The sequence below is a fragment of the Amycolatopsis sp. NPDC005003 genome, assembly GCF_053600695.1.
The window spans coordinates 12,818-30,510 of record NZ_JBSGAI010000020.1; the positions used below are offsets into that span (position 1 = coordinate 12,818).

Annotated in this window: 16 protein-coding genes; 7 read left to right on the plus strand and 9 right to left on the minus strand. The window is 71.3% G+C overall.

The features are described 5' to 3' along the window. Positions 1-45: 45 nt before the first annotated feature. Positions 46-984, minus strand: coding sequence for a helix-turn-helix transcriptional regulator (locus ACWED2_RS23185; RefSeq protein ID WP_449692576.1), 939 nt, complete (start codon positions 982-984; stop codon positions 46-48). A 94-nt stretch (positions 985-1,078) separates the two neighbouring features. Between ACWED2_RS23185 and ACWED2_RS23190 the strand changes: the two genes are divergently transcribed. The 3 genes from ACWED2_RS23190 to ACWED2_RS23200 all read left to right on the plus strand — a co-directional run bounded on the left by ACWED2_RS23190 (position 1,079) and on the right by ACWED2_RS23200 (position 6,783). Next, positions 1,079-1,474, plus strand: a complete 396-nt coding sequence (locus ACWED2_RS23190; RefSeq protein ID WP_449692701.1) for a RidA family protein — start codon at positions 1,079-1,081, stop codon at positions 1,472-1,474. A 78-nt stretch (positions 1,475-1,552) separates the two neighbouring features. Further along, positions 1,553-4,702, plus strand: a complete 3,150-nt coding sequence (locus tag ACWED2_RS23195; protein ID WP_449692577.1) for a GH92 family glycosyl hydrolase — start codon at positions 1,553-1,555, stop codon at positions 4,700-4,702. Further along, a complete protein-coding gene (locus tag ACWED2_RS23200) occupies positions 4,699-6,783 on the plus strand; it encodes an FUSC family protein (RefSeq protein WP_449692578.1) in 2,085 nt (694 codons plus the stop codon). Before ACWED2_RS23195 ends, ACWED2_RS23200 begins: the two co-directional genes overlap by 4 nt. Before the next feature lie 66 nt (positions 6,784-6,849). On the opposite strand, the gene ACWED2_RS23205 is transcribed toward ACWED2_RS23200, so the two are convergent. From ACWED2_RS23205 to ACWED2_RS23220, 4 genes are all read right to left on the minus strand, one after another. Continuing rightward, positions 6,850-7,479: a DUF4360 domain-containing protein gene (locus tag ACWED2_RS23205; RefSeq protein ID WP_449692579.1), complete on the minus strand. Its 630-nt coding sequence runs from the start codon at positions 7,477-7,479 to the stop codon at positions 6,850-6,852. Positions 7,480-7,723: 244 nt separating this feature from the next. Beyond that, positions 7,724-8,575, minus strand: coding sequence for a TIGR03560 family F420-dependent LLM class oxidoreductase (locus ACWED2_RS23210; RefSeq protein WP_449692580.1), 852 nt, complete (start codon positions 8,573-8,575; stop codon positions 7,724-7,726). 2 nt (positions 8,576-8,577) lie between these two features. After that, positions 8,578-8,943 carry a VOC family protein gene (locus tag ACWED2_RS23215; protein ID WP_449692581.1) on the minus strand — a complete coding sequence of 122 codons (366 nt, stop codon included), beginning with the start codon at positions 8,941-8,943 and terminating at the stop codon, positions 8,578-8,580. Continuing rightward, positions 8,940-9,338: a nuclear transport factor 2 family protein gene (locus ACWED2_RS23220; RefSeq protein ID WP_449692582.1), complete on the minus strand. Its 399-nt coding sequence runs from the start codon at positions 9,336-9,338 to the stop codon at positions 8,940-8,942. Before ACWED2_RS23220 ends, ACWED2_RS23215 begins: the two co-directional genes overlap by 4 nt. A gap of 95 nt (positions 9,339-9,433) precedes the next feature. On the opposite strand from ACWED2_RS23220, the gene ACWED2_RS23225 reads away from it, so the two are divergent. The 3 genes from ACWED2_RS23225 to ACWED2_RS23235 all read left to right on the plus strand — a co-directional run bounded on the left by ACWED2_RS23225 (position 9,434) and on the right by ACWED2_RS23235 (position 11,657). Continuing rightward, complete coding sequence (locus ACWED2_RS23225) at positions 9,434-9,865, plus strand: MarR family winged helix-turn-helix transcriptional regulator (protein WP_449692583.1); 432 nt, start codon at positions 9,434-9,436, stop codon at positions 9,863-9,865. Between the two features lie 99 nt (positions 9,866-9,964). Continuing rightward, positions 9,965-10,951 (plus strand): malate dehydrogenase, encoded by a 987-nt coding sequence (locus ACWED2_RS23230; RefSeq protein WP_449692584.1) that lies wholly within the window; start codon positions 9,965-9,967, stop codon positions 10,949-10,951. A gap of 124 nt (positions 10,952-11,075) precedes the next feature. Then, a complete protein-coding gene (locus tag ACWED2_RS23235) occupies positions 11,076-11,657 on the plus strand; it encodes a ClpP family protease (protein ID WP_449692585.1) in 582 nt (193 codons plus the stop codon). 93 nt (positions 11,658-11,750) lie between these two features. On the opposite strand, the gene ACWED2_RS23240 is transcribed toward ACWED2_RS23235, so the two are convergent. From ACWED2_RS23240 to ACWED2_RS23255, 4 genes are all read right to left on the minus strand, one after another. Then, positions 11,751-13,805, minus strand: a complete 2,055-nt coding sequence (locus tag ACWED2_RS23240) for a M3 family metallopeptidase (RefSeq protein ID WP_449692586.1) — start codon at positions 13,803-13,805, stop codon at positions 11,751-11,753. A gap of 93 nt (positions 13,806-13,898) precedes the next feature. After that, the gene (locus tag ACWED2_RS23245) at positions 13,899-14,606 is read right to left on the minus strand and encodes a histidine phosphatase family protein (protein WP_449692587.1); all 708 of its coding nucleotides are present in this window, start codon (positions 14,604-14,606) and stop codon (positions 13,899-13,901) included. A gap of 57 nt (positions 14,607-14,663) precedes the next feature. Further along, a complete protein-coding gene (locus ACWED2_RS23250) occupies positions 14,664-15,506 on the minus strand; it encodes an undecaprenyl-diphosphate phosphatase (protein WP_449692588.1) in 843 nt (280 codons plus the stop codon). Position 15,507: 1 nt separating this feature from the next. Next, complete coding sequence (locus ACWED2_RS23255; RefSeq protein ID WP_449692589.1) at positions 15,508-16,545, minus strand: LLM class F420-dependent oxidoreductase; 1,038 nt, start codon at positions 16,543-16,545, stop codon at positions 15,508-15,510. 86 nt (positions 16,546-16,631) lie between these two features. Between ACWED2_RS23255 and ACWED2_RS23260 the strand changes: the two genes are divergently transcribed. Next, positions 16,632-17,600 carry an aldo/keto reductase gene (locus tag ACWED2_RS23260; protein WP_449692590.1) on the plus strand — a complete coding sequence of 323 codons (969 nt, stop codon included), beginning with the start codon at positions 16,632-16,634 and terminating at the stop codon, positions 17,598-17,600. The last annotated feature ends 93 nt before the right edge of the window (positions 17,601-17,693 follow it).

Below are 17,693 nucleotides of genomic sequence, written 5' to 3' on the forward strand. Positions count from 1 at the left end.
TGCGGTGAAGGCCATCCCGGGCGATCGGGGTGGCCTTCACGCGTTTCAGGCGCCGTAGCGGGTGGCGATCGCCATCGCCCGGTCACGCAGGGCCGTGCGCAACGACTCCGGACTCAGGGCTTCGGCGTCCGGGCCGAGCTGCCACAGTGCCCACTCCGCGTGCCAGGCGTCCTGATAGGTCACCTCGAACCGCAGCCGGCCGTCCGCCTCGGGTTCCTCCGCGCGGACCGCCACCGCCGTGGCCAGCAGGTCTTCCCGCCGCCTCGGGCGCACCCGGACCCGCACGGCGAGATGCCCTTCGGCCAGGAAGGCGGCGCAGCGTTGCCGCCAGATGCGGTCCAGGTCGACCTCCGCCGGCCGTTCGGCCGGTTCGGGCAGCGACTCGGCGGCCAGGATCCGGGAGAGCCGGTAGGTCCGGTCGGCGCCCGACCTGGTCGCCAGCAGGTAGCCGCGGTCGCGGACGGTGACCAGGCCGATCGGGTCGACCGTCCGCCACCGCGGCTCCTGGCCCGTGGCGGCGTAGTGCAGGCGCAGCCGGCGACCGTCGAGGACCGCGCGGCGGACCTCGAGCATCGTCGGGCGGTCCACCTCCTCGACGACCGGACGGCGCGAGAGCAGGTCCGTCTCGGGTTCGACGAGGAACCGCCCGGCGGTGGCGAGGTGGGTTTCGGGCAGGGCGTCGGCGACCTTGCGCATCGCCGAGGCCAGCGCCGGGCCGAGGCCGAACGCGCGCCCGGTGGTCAGCAGGGCCAGCGCTTCGTCGTGGTTGAGCCCGGTGAGCTCGGTCCGGAAGCCCGGCAGCAGCGAAAACCCGCCGTGGCGGCCGCGTTCGGCGTACACCGGGACGCCCGCCGCGGACAGCGCGTCGATGTCACGCAGCACCGTGCGGGTGGACACCTCGAGCTCGCGGGCCAGCACGTCCGCGGTCAGCCGGCCGCGTTGGCGCAGCAGCAACACCAGGGAAACCAGGCGATCGGCACGCACCCGGAGAACCGTAGCGAATACCCGACACAGGATGTCGTGATTGCCGGGAAAGCTCCCCGGCGCAGCAATCGCAACGAACGGAGCTGAAGTGGCACTGGAACGAACGGCGGTCAACCCGGTGACGTGGTCCCTGGAGCTGGGCTTCAACCAGGGGGAGGTCGTCTCGGGGCAGACCCGCACCCTGTACTGCTCGGGGCAGACGTCGATGGACGCCGAGGGCAAGCCCCAGCACGAGGGCGACATGGCCGCCCAGCTCGCGCTGAGCCTGGACAACCTCGAGGCCGTGCTCGCCGAGGCCGGCATGTCCTTGGCGAACCTCGTCCGGCTGAACGTCTACACCACCGACGTCGACGGGCTGTTCCCGCACTACGGCGTGCTGGCCGCGCGGCTGGGCGCCGCCGGGGTGGCCCCCGCCACCACGATGCTCGGGGTGACCCGGCTCGCGATCCCGGGCCAGCTGGTCGAACTGGAAGGCACGGCCGTGGCGTAGCAGGGGCGCTGCTGCCCGCCTCGGCGCGGCAGCAGCGCTCAACACGCTGCGCCGTTCGGCGGCGGTTACGGTGAGCCCATGTCCGACGCCGTGTTCTTCTCGTCCTTCGAAGCCGGTGACCCGCAGCCGGTGGACCCCGGCCTGCACGTCGGCGGCGGTCCGGACCGCTCCCCCACGGCGAAGACCGGCGTCGGCTGGACCGGTCTGCAGGCGCTGCGCTACAGCGACCGGCCGCGCGCGGTCCTGTTCGAACTCGATGTCCCGGTGACCGGGCGCACCGAGCTGTCCTATGTGGTGTTCCCGGTGGCCGACGGCGAGATCCCCGCCTACCACGCCACCCGGGTCAGCCTCGACGTCGAGTTCGCCGACGGCGGCTGCGCCGGGTTCGCCCCGGTGGACGACAAGACGCTGTGGGTGGACCAGTGGAACCTCGTCCGCCGCCCGCTGGGGGCGTTCGCCGGGCGCCGGATCAGCCGGATCGTGCTGCGCACCGACGCGCCCGGGGAGATCACCGGCTGGCTCGACGACGTCCGGATCGCCGAGCGCCCCGAGCCGCCGCGCGACCCGGTCGACTGCGTCCGCACGACCCGCGGCACGCACTCCAGCGGCGAGTTCTCCCGCGGCAACAACTTCCCGGCCACCGCCGTGCCGCACGGGTTCAACTTCTGGACCCCGGTCACCGACGCGGGCGTGACCAACTGGCTCTACTCCTACCACCGGCACAACGACGAGGAGAACCGTCCCGCGCTGCAGGCGTTCGCGCTGTCGCACCAGCCGAGCCCGTGGATGGGCGACCGGCACACCTTCCACCTCATGCCCGGCACCGGCCCGGTCGAGCGCGACCGCCGCAAGCGCGCACTGGCCTTCTCCCACGAAGACGAAACCGACTCGCCGCACCACTACGGTGTCCGGTTCGCCAACGGGATGACCGCCGAGCTCGCGCCGACGTCGCACGCGGCGATCATGCGGTTCACCTTCCCGGACAAGCACGGCTGGCTGCTGTTCGACAACGTCCGCAACCGCGGCCGCCTGCGCATCAACGCCGACACCGGCGTGATCACCGGTTACACCCGCGTCCGCAGCCGGCTCTCGGCCGGGGCGCGCCGGATGTTCGTCTACGGCGTCACCGACGCCCCGGCCACCCGCGGGGCCAAGATCCGCTTCCCGCCGTGGCGGCGGGTCTCGGGCTACTTCGAGTTCGACGGCCCCGACGTGACACTGCGGATCGCGACGTCGCTGATCAGCCTCGCCCAGGCCAAGCGCAACCTGGAACTGGAGATCCCGGCCGGGTCGACGGTCGAGGAGGTCGCGGCCCAGGCCAGACGGTCGTGGCAGGAGGAACTCGGCCGCGTCGAGGTCGAAGGCGCCACCGAGGACCAGCGGACCACGCTGTACTCCAACCTGTACCGGCTGTTCCTGTACCCGAACGGGGCCCACGAGAACACGCCGCAGGGCATCCGGCACGCCAGCCCGGTCGTGCGCCGGTGGTGGCCGAGCACCCGGCGGCGGACCGGCGCGAAGGTCGTCGACGGCGAGCTGTACGTCAACAACGGCTTCTGGGACACCTATCGCACCACCTGGCCCGCCTACGCGCTGCTCACCCCGGAACGCTGCGGCCGGATGATCGACGGCTTCGTCCAGCAGTACCGCGAAGGCGGCTGGATCGCCCGCTGGTCCTCACCCGGCTACGCCGACCTGATGACCGGCACCAGCTCCGACGTCGCCTTCGCCGACGCCTACCTCAAGGGGGTCCGCGGCTTCGACGTCGAGGCCGCCTTCGACGCCGGGCTGAAGAACGCCACCGTGACCCCGCCGCGCCGCGCGGTCGGCCGCAAGGGCCTCGAAGAGTCGATCTTCCTGCACTACACGCCGGCGTCGGTCCACGAAGGACTGTCCTGGGCGCTGGAGGGCTGCATCAACGACTTCGGCCTCGCCAACCTCGCGGCGGAGCTTTCCCGGGAAAGCGACGGGCAGCGGGCCCGGAGGTACGCCGACTACGCTGCCTACTTCCGCGAGCGCGCGAAGCACTACGTCCACCACTTCGACCCGGAGATCGGCTTCTTCCAGGGCCGCCACCGCGACGGCCGCCGCAAGTTCGCCGCGCACGGCTACGACCCGGCCGCCTGGGGCGGCGACTTCGTCGAGACCAACGCGTGGAACACCGCCTTCACCGCGCCGCACGACGGCCCGGGTCTCGCCGCCCTCCACGGTGGCACCGAGGCGCTCGAAGCCAAGCTGGACACGTTCTTCGCCACCCCGGAGACCGGACGGCGTCCCGGCGCGTACGGCGGGCTGATCCACGAGATGACCGAGGCCCGTGACGTCCGGATGGGCCAGTACGGCCACTCCAACCAGCCGTCCCACCACATTCCCTACGTCTACAACCACGCCGGCGCGCCCGCGAAGACCCAGGCCGTCGTGCGGGAGGTGCTGCGGCGGCTCTACCTCGGCAGCGCCATCGGCCAGGGCTACCCCGGCGACGAGGACAACGGCGAAATGTCCGCCTGGTACGTCTTCAGCGCCCTGGGCTTCTACCCGCTCGCCGTCGGCAGCCCGCGCTACGCCATCGGCTCGCCGCTGTTCGAGAAGGCGACCGTCCACCTGGGCGAAGGCAAGAAGCTGGTGATCCACGCGCCCGGCAACACCGAGGAGACCGTCTACGTCCGCGGCCTCACCGTCAACGGCGAACCGCACGACACGACGTCGATCGACCACGCCACCCTCGCCGGCGGCGCCGAGCTGGTCTTCGACCTGACGACCGAACCCACCGGCTGGGGCGCTCCGCCGCCCCCGGCCGAGCGGCCGGCTCCGGTGACCGACCTGACCGGCACCGCGACCAGCTCCGACGGCACCAAGCTCGGCGCCCTCTTCGACGACACCACCCGCACCCAGGTCACCTTCCGCAGCGCCGCCCCGTCGATCGAGTTCACCGTCACCGGCGAACCCCGCGAAGTCACCATGTACACGCTGACCTCCGGCACCCGCCGCGGCGACCCGAGCGCGTGGGTGCTGGAAGGCTCCGACAACGACACTGACGACATTGACGACACTGACGGCGACCACTGGACCACCCTCGACGAACGCGACGGCGAGCTGTTCCGCTGGCGGTGCCAGACCCGCCCGTTCGTCCTCGCCACCCCGGCCGCGCACGCCCGCTACCGGCTGCGGATCACAGCCGTCCGCGGCCGCCGCGCCACCCTCGCCCAGTGGGAGCTCCTCGCCCGATGAACCACCTCCGCACCGCCGCTCTCGACCGGCTCGTGGCGGCCGATCCCGGCCTGGTCCGGTTGCGCCTGGCCGGCTCCGCCGTGCTCGGCATCGTCCTCGCCGTGCTCGCACTGCTGCCCGCGCACGTCCCGCTCACCGTCACCCTCGTCGGCGCCATCGCCGCGATGATGACGGCGTTCACCGTCAGCGACCCCACCCCGGGCGCCCAGGCCGTCACCCTCGTCCTGGCCTTCCTCACCGGAGCCGCGTCGATCACCGTCGCCGCCCTCGGCTCGGCGATGCCGCCGCTGGACAGCATCGTGTTCGTCCTGCTGATCTTCGTCGCCGTCTACGCCCAGCGCTTCGGTGCCCGTGGCACCGCACTCGGCTCGATCGCCTTCTTCCTGTTCTTCTTCCCGATGTTCCTGCAGGCCCACGTCAAGCAGGTGCCGCAGCTGCTGATGGCGCTCGGCGTCGGCGTCCTCGCCAACGCCGTCGTCCGGTTCGTCCTGATGCGGCACAACGCCGAGGCCGAGTTCCTCCGCGTCCGCCGGGCCTTCCGCGCCCGCCTGGGCGCCGTCGTCCGCGCCACCGAGGCCTACCTCGCGGTGAACGGCAGCGAGCGCACCCGCAAGCAGCTGCGCTCGGCGCTGTCCCGGCTCCACGAGTGCGTCCTGCTCATCGAGGACGCCGCCCCCGACGTCGTCGACGCCCGCGCCGCCGACCGGCTGCGCCGCCGCGCCATCGAAGTCGAGCTCGCCGTCGGCTGGCTCGCGATCACCGTCCAGCGCACCTGCACCGACGAACTCACCGCCGAGGTCCGCGACGACCTCATCGCCCGGCTCGCCCGCTTCCGCGCCCTGATGGAACGCGACCCGCGCGAACTGCCGCTGATCAGCCAGACCGGCGAGTACAGCCGGATGCTCGTCGAAGGCAGCCGGATCGACTCCCACGCCGCGCCCGGCGACGGCGTCCGCAAGGCACTGGCCGAACTCGCACTGGCCGACGACCGCGCCCAGCGCGCCGCCGCCCCGGAGAACACGCCCGACCCGCTCGACGAGGAGGAAGCGGAGCCGGCCCCGAAGTTCGCCTACGACAACCGGACCCGCAGCGCCATCCAGGCCGTCGTCGGCGGCGGGCTCGCCGTGCTCGGCGGCGAACTCGTCTCCCACCAGCGCTGGTACTGGGCCGTGCTCACCGTGTTCGTCGTGTTCATCGGCGCCTCCAGCGCCGGCGCCACCTTCGTCAAGGGCGTCCGCCGCCTCGGCGGCACCCTGATCGGCATCGTCGGCGGCGTCCTGCTCGCGCTGCTGGTCGGCGGCAACACCGCCGCCACCCTCGCCCTCATCCTCGTGTGCGTCTTCGGGATGGTCTACACCGCACGCGTCTCCCAGGTGGTGATGGCCTTCTTCGTCACCAGCATGCTCGGCCTGCTCTACAGCCTGCTCGGCACCTTCAGCCTCGACGTGCTCTGGATCCGCGTCGCCGAAACCGCGGTCGGCGCGGCCGCCGGCATCCTCGCCGCGGTCGTCATCGTCCCGGTCCGCACCCGCGCGGTGATGCTCGACGACATCGCCGCCGTGCTCGACGACCTCGAAGAATTCCTCGAGCACACCCGCGGCCTGCTCGCCGGCGAGGAGAACGTCAACATCATCGAGCTCTCCCGCGACCTCGACCGCAGCGTCGAGCAGGTCCGCGCCACCATCGAACCGCTGACCCACCCGGTGAACCTGCGCAGCGCCCGCCGCGACTACGGCTGGCACGTGCTCACCACCCTCGAAACCATCGCCTTCCGGGCGCGGCACGTCGCCGCCCGCGCCCAGCCCGGCCAGCTCACCGGCGCCGACGCCGACCGGCTCGGGCAGTTCACCGGACGGCTGCTGGCCAACATCGACGTGCTCCGCACCGCGCTCGACGCCCCGGGTGGCCCCACACCCGGCACGCTCGTGCGCGACGACGGCACGCCCGTCTCCGACCGCGTCGAAGCGGCCGAAACCCGGGCCGTCCTCTCCAGCCTCAGCCACCTCGACGAGGCCCTCGTTTCCCTCGGCCGCGTCTTCGGCCTCGAAGCCACCGATCCCCGGGCCCCGGCGAAGCCCTGACGAGGACCGGAGCGGCGCGGTTGTCCACCGCGCCGCCCCTCTGGACCTCCGGTCACCCGGAGCCGATCACGGGCAGGTCAGCCACGCGAAGTGGTAGGTGGTCGTGATGCTGCCGTCGGTCGAGTCCATGGTGACGTAGCTGGTCGTCTTCTTCGGATCCGACGTCCCGGCCGCGGCCCGCAATTCCGTGTTGATGTTCAGATTGCGCTCCTCGCCACACGGCTTGAATGCGATCGCACCGACTTCCGTGGAATCGGTGAATTGCCAGTCGTTCTCGAACGGACCCGTCAGCGGATGCTGGACATAGGCCGTCGGCGAATTACCCTGGAAATAGTAGTTCGCTCTTTCCAGGCCGGTCGCACCGCGCTCCAGGTGCGCGAATCCCCGGTAGTCGGCCGACGCGATTCCGTAGGTGAAGCCCTGCGGCACGTGCACCCGCAGGCCGATCTGGCAGTTCTTCCGGGCGTCCAGCGGACCGGCGCCGACACCCACCAGCGCCGTGTAAGTGCTGTAAGTTACCGTGAACGCCGTGTTGTCCTGCGACACCGAGACAGCGGCCGAGTTGGGCGGACAGCCGGTGCCGTTGACGGTCGCGACGTCGATCACGATTTTGTCGGGCGGCGGAGGGGTGCTCCACGCATGGGGAGTGACCACAGAGGACAGCGCCATTACGGCAGCAACGACCGCAGACAGCATCGGAATCCTTCCCAATACATTCAAATTGGGGACGGGGGCCGGACCATGGTAGCGGAAGGATCATGGGAGCAAACCCCGCTGAACGGAGCAACACTGCACGTCTCGTCCCATCAAGCGGCATTGCTCACCTTTCGACAATTTTCGTAAACCCCATTCCGCAGGGCGCGAATAAATGCGCGGAGAAAACGATTTCGCGCCCCCGCTCCCCCGGCGACCGCCCACGATCACCCGTGTGACGTCCGGTTCAGGCGATCAACGCGGCCGCCCGTCCCAGCGTCGCGACCCCCGCCACCGGCCACGGACCGGCCGTGATCACCACCGCGTGCTCGATGCCCCACTCGGCGAACTCCGCGCAGCGCCGCGCGAATGACTCCGCCGGCTCCCCGGGCGCCAGCCGCGTGCTGATCGTCTTCTCGATCTCCCCATACGGCCGCCCCACCTCGTCGCAGTGCCGCCGCAGGACGGCGAGCTTGTGCCGCACCGTCCGCCCGCCGTCCGGGACGTCGAAGACGTTGCACGCGTCGGCGTACTGCGCGACCAGCCGCAGCGTCCGCCGTTCACCCGCCCCGCCGACGAGGATCGGCGGCCGCCGCACCGGCCGCGGACTCCCGATCGGCCGCTCGAGCCGGTAGTGCTCGCCTTCGAACGGCGACTCGTCACCCGCCCACATCCGCAACGCCAGCCGGATGGTCTCCTCCACCCGCGCGAACCGCTCGCCCACCGGCGGGAACGGCAGGCCCATCGCCCGCGCCTCCCCGTCGTGGTGCCCGGCCCCGATGCCGAACCGGGCCCGCCCGCCGGAGAGGACGTCCAGCGTGGTGACGGCCTTGACCAGCAGCGCCGGCGGCCGGAACGACACCGCCGAAACCATCGTGCCCAGCCCGATCCGGGCGGTCCGGCCGGCCAGGAACCCCAGCGTCGTGTAGGCCTCGAGCATGGCCGAGTCCGGGGAACTGTGCGGATCGGCCTGCAGCAGGTGGTCGGCGACCCACAGCGTGTCCAGCCCCGCATCCTCGGCCGCCACCGCGACGGCGGCGAGCTCGCCGGTCAGGTCGCCCGGCCACGAAAAGTCGGTGACCCCGATGCTCAAGCGCATGACTACCCCCTCGTCAGCAGTTCGAGGCTGTGGCCGTCGGGGTCCGCGAAGTAGATCCCGCGGCCGCCGTTGAGGCCGTTGACCTCACCGGGCCGTTCGTGGAACGGATCCGCCCAGTACGCCACGCCCGCCGCCCCGATCCGCGCCATCGCGGCGTCGAAGTCCTCGTCGCCGACCAGGAACGCGTAGTGCTGGCTCGTGACGCGGTCGACCTGCAGGTAGTCCAGCGTCACGCCGTTCGCCAGCCGGACGGGCACGAACGGCCCGGCGACCGGCTCGGTCCGCAGGCCCAGGATCCCGGCCAGGAACTCCGCCGACTTCTCGCGGTCGGTGGCACACACGATCGTGTGGTTCAGCTCGACGCTCATCGCGCGCCACCGCCGGGGACGAACGGGGCACCGAGCGGGCTCAGGTGAATCCCCGCCAGCCGCCACCGGCCGGCGTCGCGGACCAGCACGTGCGTGGCGCGGAACCGGCCGTTCACCGGGTTGCCCTGGTGCGTCGCGACCTGTTCGTGCACCCCGATCGCGATCGCGGCACCGCCGAAGTCGCGCACCTCGACCTCGGCCCAGTCCAGCTTCTCGGTGACCAGCCCGCCGCCGTCGTAGCGCGCCAGCCACTGGTCGCGGTCCAGCACGAACCCCAAGGGCCCGACCAGGCGGAACCCGTCGGCCGCCAACCCCGCCAGCGTGGACGTGTCGCCGCGTTCCTCCGCCGCGGCCCACCCGCGGCCGAACTCGCGGACCTGCTCTTCGGTGCCCATCGCGTTCCCCTTCCGTTCGATGCCTCAACGTTAGAAGTCTAACCATTAGATGTCAAACGCTTAGACTTCTCGGCATCTGCGCTAGGGTTCCGCCCGTGCCCAAACCCGCCACCGCCCCCATCGGCGTCGTCCTCGCCCGCACCGCCAAAACCGCGGCCCGCGCCTTCGACCACGCCCTCGCCGCCGCCGGCGGCTCCCAGCCCGTCTGGCAGATCCTCATCTCCCTCAAAACCACCCCCGTCGCCAACCAGCGCGAACTCGCCGACGCCGTCGGCATCCAAGGCGCCACCCTCACCCACCACCTCAACGGCATGGAAGAAGCCGGCCTCGTCACCCGCCGCCGCGACCCCGCCAACCGCCGCGTCCACCTCGTCGAACTCACCGACGACGGCGAACAGCTCTTCCACCGCCTCGCCACCGCCGCCATCGCCCACGACCAGCGCATGCGCCGCGGCCTCACCGACACCGAGATCGCCCAGCTCGCCGACCTGCTCACCCGCCTCACCGCCAACGTGACGGATACCTGATCGATCCAGCGAGAGTGACTGGACGCACCCGAACAGCGACGCCCGGGAGGGATAGGCTCCAAGGCACAAGCCAAAGTCGTCTCAAGCTGGAGAACCGCAATGACCCAAGCCCCCGTCAACGTGACCGTCACCGGCGCCGCCGGCCAGATCGGCTACGCGCTGCTCTTCCGCATCGCGTCCGGTCAGCTCCTCGGCCAGGACGTCCCGGTGAAGCTGCGGCTGCTCGAAATCCCGCAGGCGGTCAAGGCGGCCGAGGGCACCGCCATGGAGCTCGAAGACGGCGCATTCCCGCTCCTGGCCGGCACCGACATCTTCGACGACCCCAAGCAGGCCTTCGAAGGCACCAACATCGCCCTCCTCGTCGGCGCCCGCCCCCGCAGCAAGGGCATGGAGCGCGGCGACCTCCTCGAGGCCAACGGCGGCATCTTCAAGCCCCAGGGCGAAGCCATCAACGCCGGTGCCGCCGACGACATCAAGGTCCTCGTCGTCGGCAACCCCGCCAACACCAACGCCCTCATCGCCCGCTCGCACGCCCCCGACGTGCCCGCCGACCGCTTCACCGCGATGACCCGCCTCGACCACAACCGCGCCCTCGCCCAGCTCGCCAAGAAGCTCGGCGTCCCGGTGACCGAACTCAAGAAGGTCGCCATCTGGGGCAACCACTCCGCCACCCAGTACCCCTCGGTCCAGCACGCCGAATTCGGCGGCAAGCCCATCGCCGACGCCGTCGACCAGGCCTGGCTCGAAAACGACTTCATCCCCACCGTCGCCAAGCGCGGCGCGGCCATCATCGAAGCCCGCGGCCTCTCCTCCGCCGCCTCGGCCGCTTCCGCCGCCATCGACCACGTCTACACCTGGGTCAACGGCACCCCGGCCGGCGACTGGACCTCCGCCGCCGTCGCCTCCGACGGCTCCTACGGCGTCCCCGAAGGCCTCATCTCGTCCTTCCCGGTCACCGCCGAGAACGGTCAGTACAAGATCGTCCAGGGCCTCGAGATCGACGACTTCTCCCGTGCCCGCATCGACGCCTCCGTCGCCGAGCTGGTCGAAGAGCGCGACACCGTGCAGAAGCTCGGCCTCATCTGAGCCGACCCACCGAACCGGGGCCGCCGTCCGCACTGGACGGCGGCCCCTTTCGCGTCCGGCGAACACCGCACGCTCACAGCGAAACAGCCACCCCGAACACGATCATGCGCCCTACCGTCGCCCCATGACCCTTCTCGCCGCAGCCGACATGCAGGCCCCCGTCCAGTCCCCCGACGACTCGGTCTACCAGCAGCTCCTGCGCGACCGGATCGTCTTCCTCGGCTCCGAGGTCAACGACGAGGTCGCCAACCGGATCGTGGCCCAGCTGCTCCTGCTCGCCGCCGACGACCCGGCGAAGGACATCACCTTCTACATCAACTCACCCGGCGGCTCGGTCACCGCGGGCATGGCCATCTACGACACCATGCAGCTCGTCCAGCCGGACGTCGCCACCTACGGCCTCGGCTTCGTCGCCTCCATGGGCCAGTTCCTGCTCTCCTCCGGCACCCCCGGCAAGCGCTACCTGCTGCCGAACACCCGGATCGTCATGCACCAGCCCTCGGCCGGCATCGGCGGCGCCGCCACCGACATCGCCATCCAGGCCGAGGTCTTCGGCCGGATGAAACGCCGCATCGCCGAGATCACCGCGCGCCAGACCGGCCAGACCGTGGAGCGCATCACCGCGGACGCCGACCGGGACCGCTGGTTCGACGCCGACGAGGCGCTCTCCTACGGCTTCGTCGATCACATCGTCTCGGGAGCCTGACCCCGTCGGAGCTTTTTTGTTTTGTGCCGGCCAGTGCGGGGCTGGTTTTTGAAAAACCAGCCCCGCGGTATAGGTCGTTATACAGTTGAGGAGTCAGACTCCGCCGAGTCCTCGGCGGGCCAGCAGCGGCTCGATCTCCGGGTCGCGGCCGCGGAAGGCGCGGAACGCGGCCATCGGGTCGATGCTCCCTCCCCTGCCCAGGAGGGTGCGGCGGAAGTGATCGCCGTTCGCACGGGTCAGTCCCCCGTTTTCGCGGAACCACTGGACGGTGTCGGCGTCGAGGACTTCGCTCCAGATGTAGGAGTAGTACCCGGCGCTGTAGCCGCCGCTGAAGATGTGCGCGAAGTACGTCGTGCGGTAACGCGGCGGGATCGCGGCGACGGACACCCCGGCCTTCACCAGTGCCGCGGCTTCGAACGGCTGGACCTCCTCCACGCTGTCGTCGACGCCGAGGCCGTGCCAGGCCTGGTCGAGCAGGGACGCCGCGAGGTACTCGGTGGTGGAGAACCCTTCGCCGTACTGCTGGGCGGCCAGCAGCTTGTCGACCTGCTCCTGCGGCAGCGCCTCGCCCGTCTCGTGGTGCTTCGCGTAGTTGGCCAGTACTTCGGGCCACAGCATCCACATCTCGTTGACCTGGGACGGGTATTCGACGAAGTCGCGGGGCACGTTGGTGCCGGAGAAGGTCGGGTAGCGGACCGCGGAAACCAGTGCGTGCAGGGCGTGGCCGAACTCGTGGAAGGCGGTGACGACCTCGTCGAAGGTGAGCAGGGTCGGCTCCCCCGCCGGCGGCTTGTTCACGTTGAGCACGTTGACCACGACCGTCTTGCGGCCGAGCAGCTCGGACTGGTCGACGAACGTGTTCATCCAGGCGCCGCCGCGCTTGGAGTCGCGGGTGTACAGGTCGAGCAGGTACAAGCCGAGCGGGGTGCCGTCGGCGTCGAAGACCTCGAAGGTCCGGACCTCCGGGTGGTACTTGGGCAGATCGTCCCGCTCGGTGAACGTCAGGCCGTACAGCTTCGTCGCGGCGAAGAAGACGCCGTCGAGGTACACGCGGTCGGCCTCGAAGTACGGGCGCAGCGCTTCGGTGTCGACCTCGAACCGTTCACGGCGGACCTGGGCGGCGTAGAACGGCCAGTCCGAGGGCCGCAGCGTCGCGCCCGGCACGTCGGCTTCCAGGAGCTGCTGGAGTTCGGCGGCTTCGGCGCGGGCGTTCGCGACCGCGGCGGGCGCCAGCCGTTCCAGCAGCCCGGCGGCGGCCTCGGCCGTCTTCGCCGTCTCGTCCGCGATCACGTAGGCGGCGTGGTTCGGGTAGCCGAGCAGCACGGCCCGTTCGGCGCGCAGGCGGACGATCTCGGCGACGACGCCGTTGTTGTCGAAGGCGTTGCCGCGGTTGCCCCGCGCCATCGACGCGGTGTGGATGCGCTCGCGGACGTCGCGGTTGCGCAGGGTCTCCAGCGGCGAGGCCTGGCTCGTCGGCAGGCTCAGGGTGAGCACGTATTTGCCGTCCTCGCCACGGGCGGCCGCCGCTTCGGCCGCGGTGGCGATCGCGCCCTCACCGAAGCCGTCGAGCTCGGCGCGGTCGGCGATGACGACGGCCAGCTCGTTGGTGTCCTTGAGGAGGTTCTGCTGGAACTTCGTCTGGAGGGTGGACAGCTGCTCGTTGAGCTCACGCAGCCGGGTCTGCTCGGCCGGGCCGAGACCGGCGCCGGCCCGGCTGAAGTCGGTGTGCCGCCGTTCCAGCAGCCGCAGCGACTCCTCGTCGAGGCCGAGCTCGCCGCGGCGGGCGTGGAGGGCGTCGATCCGGGCGAACAGCTGCGGGTTCAGGTGGATGGCGTCGTGGTGGGCGGCCAGCTTGGGCGCGAACTCGGCCTGGATGGCGTGGACCTCGTCGGTGCTGTTCGAGCTGGCCAGGTTGTAGAACACGCTCGCCACGCGGCCCAGCAACTCGCCGGCGCGCTCGAGGGCCACGATGGTGTTCTCGAACGTCGGCTCGGCGTCCTGCGCGGCGATCTGCTCGATCTCCGCCGTGTGTTCGGCGAGCCCGGCCTCGAAGGCGGGCCGGTAGTGCTCGTCGGAGATCCGGTCGAAGGGCGGCAGGGCGTAGGGCAGCTCGCTGGGTGCGGCGAACGGATTGTCCGGCGAAATCATCGGGCAGGCTCCTGGTCGGGGACAGACACTCGGTCTTGTCACCCTACGGGGTCCACCTGGGTCGATGTCAGCGCTTTCCGGAGGTGGCCGCGGTCACCGGCCCGTGGTACCGCCCACCACGGCGTCGCTGCTCGGGGCGGCCTTTTTGCCCCGTTTCGGCTTCGGTTCCGGCGGCACGATGCCGCGCAGGTCGCCGCCGTGGTCGTTGACCCGCATCACGAACGGCCGCGTCTCGGTGTAGCGCACGACCGAGATCGACGCCGGGTCGACGACGATCCGCTGGAAGGCGTCGAGGTGCTGGCCGAGGGCGTCGGCCAGGATGGACTTGATCACGTCGCCGTGGCTGCACAGCAGCCAGACGGCGTGGTCGCCGTGCTCGGCGGTGATCCGCCGGTCGTGGGCGCGGACGGCGGCGACCGACCGGGCCTGCATCGCCGCGAGCCCTTCGCCGCCGGGGAACACCGCGGCCGACGCGTGCGCCTGCACGACCCGCCAGAGCGGTTCCTTCGCCAGGTGCTTGAGTTCCTTGCCCGTCCAGTCCCCGTAGTCCACTTCGGACAGCCCGGGCTCGACGACCTTGTCCAGACCGCGTGCCGCCGCGAGGGGGCCGACGGTCTGCTTGCACCGCAGCATGGGCGAGACGACGAGCCCGGCGAGGGGAACGCCGTCGAGGCGCTCGACGAGCTTCTCCGCCTGGGCGCGGCCGGTGTCGTCGAGGTTGACCTTCGGGGACCGACCGGCCAGGACGCCGGAACCGTTGGCCGTCGACTTGCCGTGCCGGAGCAGAATGACCGTACTCACGACGCCCACCCTACGTGGGGACCGATCAAGCGGTCCCCACGCGGGCGGATCAACGGCTCAATGGCCGGCCGGGCCCGCGTTCGGGTCCAGCGCGCCGGTGAAGATCAGCACGAACAGCAGCACGCCCAGCACCAGCCGGTACACCACGAACGGCACGAAGCTGCGCTTCTTGATGTAGGCCATCAGCCAGGCGATCACCGCGTACCCGACGCCGAAGGCGACCAGCGTGGCCAGGATCGTCGGCCCCCACTGGGCGGGCACGTTGCCCGAGCCGATGTCCTTGAGCTTGTACACCCCCGACCCGAACACCGCCGGCAGGGCCAGCAGGAACGAGTACTCCGCCGCCTCCGCGCGGGTGTAGCCGAGCAGCAGGCCCGCGCTGGTCGTGCCGCCCGAGCGGGACACGCCCGGGATGAGGGCCAGCGCCTGCGCGAAGCCGAAGCCGAGGCCGTGCGGCACGGTCAGGTCGTCCAGCGTCCGTTCCTGCTTCCCGATCCGGTCGGCGACCAGCAGGATCAGGCCGAACACGATGAGCACGGTCGCGGTGATCCGCAGGTCGCGGAACGCGCTGTCGATCTGGTCCTGCAGCAGCAGCCCGAGCACCACGATCGGCAGCGAGCCGACGATGATCAGCCAGCCCAGCCGGGCGTCCGGGTCGCGGCGCCACTCCGCCTTGTACAGCGAGAAGAACCAGGCCCGCAGGATCTTCCCGATCTTCGGCCCGAAGTAGATGATCACCGCCAGCTCGGTGCCGATCTGGGTGACGGCGGTGAACGCCGCGCCCGGGTCGTCCCAGCCGGCGAGCGCCGCGACGATCCGCAGGTGCGCGCTCGAGGAGATCGGCAGGAACTCCGTCAGGCCCTGGACCAGGCCCAGGACGAGTGCTTCGAACCAGCCCACGTCAGGCCACCCCCGCCAGTTCCAAGGCCTCGGCGGCCGTGCGCAGCGCTTCGGCCGGCTCCGCCGTGTAGGGCGACACCGACAGGGTCGTCACGCCGGCTTCGGCGTATTCCGTCATCTTCTCCGCGATCCGTTCCTTCGGGCCCAGCAACGACGTCGCGTCGAGGAACTCCGCCGGCACCGCCGCCATCGCCCCCGCGCGGTCGCCCGCCAGGTACTTCTCCTGCACTTCGGCGGCCTCGGCCGCGAATCCCATCCGGCACGCCAGCCGGTTGTAGAAGTTCTTCTCCTTGCTTCCCATCCCCCCGAGGTAGAGCGCCGCGTAGCCGCGGACGGCGTCCGCGCAGGTCCGCCAGTCCTCGCCCGGCACCAGCGGCACGGACGGGACGACGTCGAAGCCGTCCAGTGCCCGGCCGGCCCGCTCGGCACCGGCCCGGACGTGGGCCAGCTGCTCCCCCGCGTGGGCCGGCGAGAAGAACACCGGCAGCCAGCCGTCGGCGATCTCCCCGGCCAGCTCCAGGTTCTTCGGGCCGATCGCCGCCAGGTACAGCGGGAGGTGCCTGCGGGCCGGGCGGACGGTCAGCCGCAGCGCCTTGCCCGGGCCGTCCGGCAGCGGCAGCGTGAAGTGCTCGCCCTCGAACTTCACCCGCTCGCGGCGCAACGCCGTCCGCACGATCTGCGCGTACTCCCGCGTGCGGCCCACCGGCGAGGCGAACCGCACGCCGTGCCAGCCCTCGGACACCTGCGGGCCGGACACGCCGAGGCCGAGCCGGAACCGGCCGCCCGACAGCGTGTCGAGGGTCGCGGCGGTCATCGCCGTCATCGCCGGGGTGCGCGCCGGGATCTGCAGCACGGCGGCACCGACGTCGATCCGGGAGGTCTGCGCCGCGATCCAGGTGAGCACGGTCACCGCGTCCGACCCGTAGGCCTCCGCGGCCCACACGACCGCGAAACCCAGGTCCTCCGCTTGTTTCGCCAGGGCCAGGTTCGCGGGGTCGTTCCCCGCTCCCCAGTAGCCGAGATTCAGTCCGAGTCGCACGGGGCCAGACCCTAACGGGGGCCATGATCGCGACACGACTCACCTTGGTCTCCTCCGGACGGGGCAGCCCACTAGGCTCGGCGGTCGTGGAAAAGCGACTGCTCGGCCGCTCGGGACTGCGCGTCTCCCGTATGGCGCTCGGCACCATGACCTGGGGTGGCGACACCGACGCGGAAGAGGCCGCCAGCCAGCTGGTCGCCTTCGTCGACGCCGGCGGCACCCTGGTGGACACGGCCGACATCTACGGCGAGGGCGAGAGCGAGCGGGTGCTCGGCTCCCTGCTCGGCGACCTCGTGCCCCGAGAAGACGTCGTCCTCGCGACGAAAGCCGTCGCCAAGCGGACCGACGGCCCGTTCGGCGGCGGCGCCTCGCGCGGCGCGCTGCTCACCGCGCTCGACGGCTCCCTCAAGCGGCTCGGCACCGACCACATCGACCTGTGGCAGCTGCACGCCTGGGACGAGCACGTGCCGCTCGCCGAGACGCTCGCCGCCCTCGAGTACGCCGTCACCAGCGGGAAGGTCCGCTACGTCGGCGTCTCCAACTACGCGGGCTGGCAGCTGGCCACGGCCGCCGCGGGTGCCTCGGCGCTCGCGCCGATCGTCTCCACCCAGGTCGAGTACTCCCTGCTGGAACGCGGGGTGGACCGCGAGGTCGTGCCCGCCGCCGCGCACCACGGCATCGGGCTGCTGCCCTGGGCCCCGCTCGGCCGCGGCGTGCTGACCGGCAAGTACCGCACCGGCACCCCCGCCGACTCGCGCGGCGCGAACAGCGCCTACGCCGGGTACGTCGAGCACCACCGCACCGACCGGGCGGCCCGGATCGTGCAGGCGGTCGCCACCGCCGCCGACGGGCTCGGCACGTCCCCGCTCGCCGTCGCGCTGGCCTGGGTCCGCGACCGGCCCGGCGTCGTCGCCCCGGTCGTCGGCGCGCGGGACACCGGCCAGCTCACCGGCTCGCTGACGGCGGAGGACATCACCCTCCCGCCCGCCATCCGGTCCGCGCTCGACGACGTCAGCGCGATCGAGGTCGGCTACCCCGAACGCTGGCCGCGGTGAGCGCCAGGTGTCTGTTCGGTGACACGCACGTGACGGCGCGGGGATCAAGGAGCATGCTGGTGAAGACCAACCGCCGAGGAACGCCTGGAGGCC

Excerpts from the sequence above, each read along its gene's own strand:
- ACWED2_RS23215 (WP_449692581.1), bottom strand. The coding sequence starts at position 8,943 with ATGAGCGTCGAGCTGAACCACACGATCGTGTGTGCCACCGACCGCGAG.
- ACWED2_RS23235 (WP_449692585.1), top strand. The coding sequence starts at position 11,076 with ATGACCCTTCTCGCCGCAGCCGACATGCAGGCCCCCGTCCAGTCCCCC.
- ACWED2_RS23210 (WP_449692580.1), bottom strand. The coding sequence starts at position 8,575 with ATGCGCTTGAGCATCGGGGTCACCGACTTTTCGTGGCCGGGCGACCTG.
- ACWED2_RS23230 (WP_449692584.1), top strand. The coding sequence starts at position 9,965 with ATGACCCAAGCCCCCGTCAACGTGACCGTCACCGGCGCCGCCGGCCAG.
- ACWED2_RS23240 (WP_449692586.1), bottom strand. The coding sequence starts at position 13,805 with ATGATTTCGCCGGACAATCCGTTCGCCGCACCCAGCGAGCTGCCCTAC.
- ACWED2_RS23200 (WP_449692578.1), top strand. The coding sequence starts at position 4,699 with ATGAACCACCTCCGCACCGCCGCTCTCGACCGGCTCGTGGCGGCCGAT.
- ACWED2_RS23205 (WP_449692579.1), bottom strand. The coding sequence starts at position 7,479 with ATGCTGTCTGCGGTCGTTGCTGCCGTAATGGCGCTGTCCTCTGTGGTC.
- ACWED2_RS23220 (WP_449692582.1), bottom strand. The coding sequence starts at position 9,338 with ATGGGCACCGAAGAGCAGGTCCGCGAGTTCGGCCGCGGGTGGGCCGCG.
- ACWED2_RS23195 (WP_449692577.1), top strand. The coding sequence starts at position 1,553 with ATGTCCGACGCCGTGTTCTTCTCGTCCTTCGAAGCCGGTGACCCGCAG.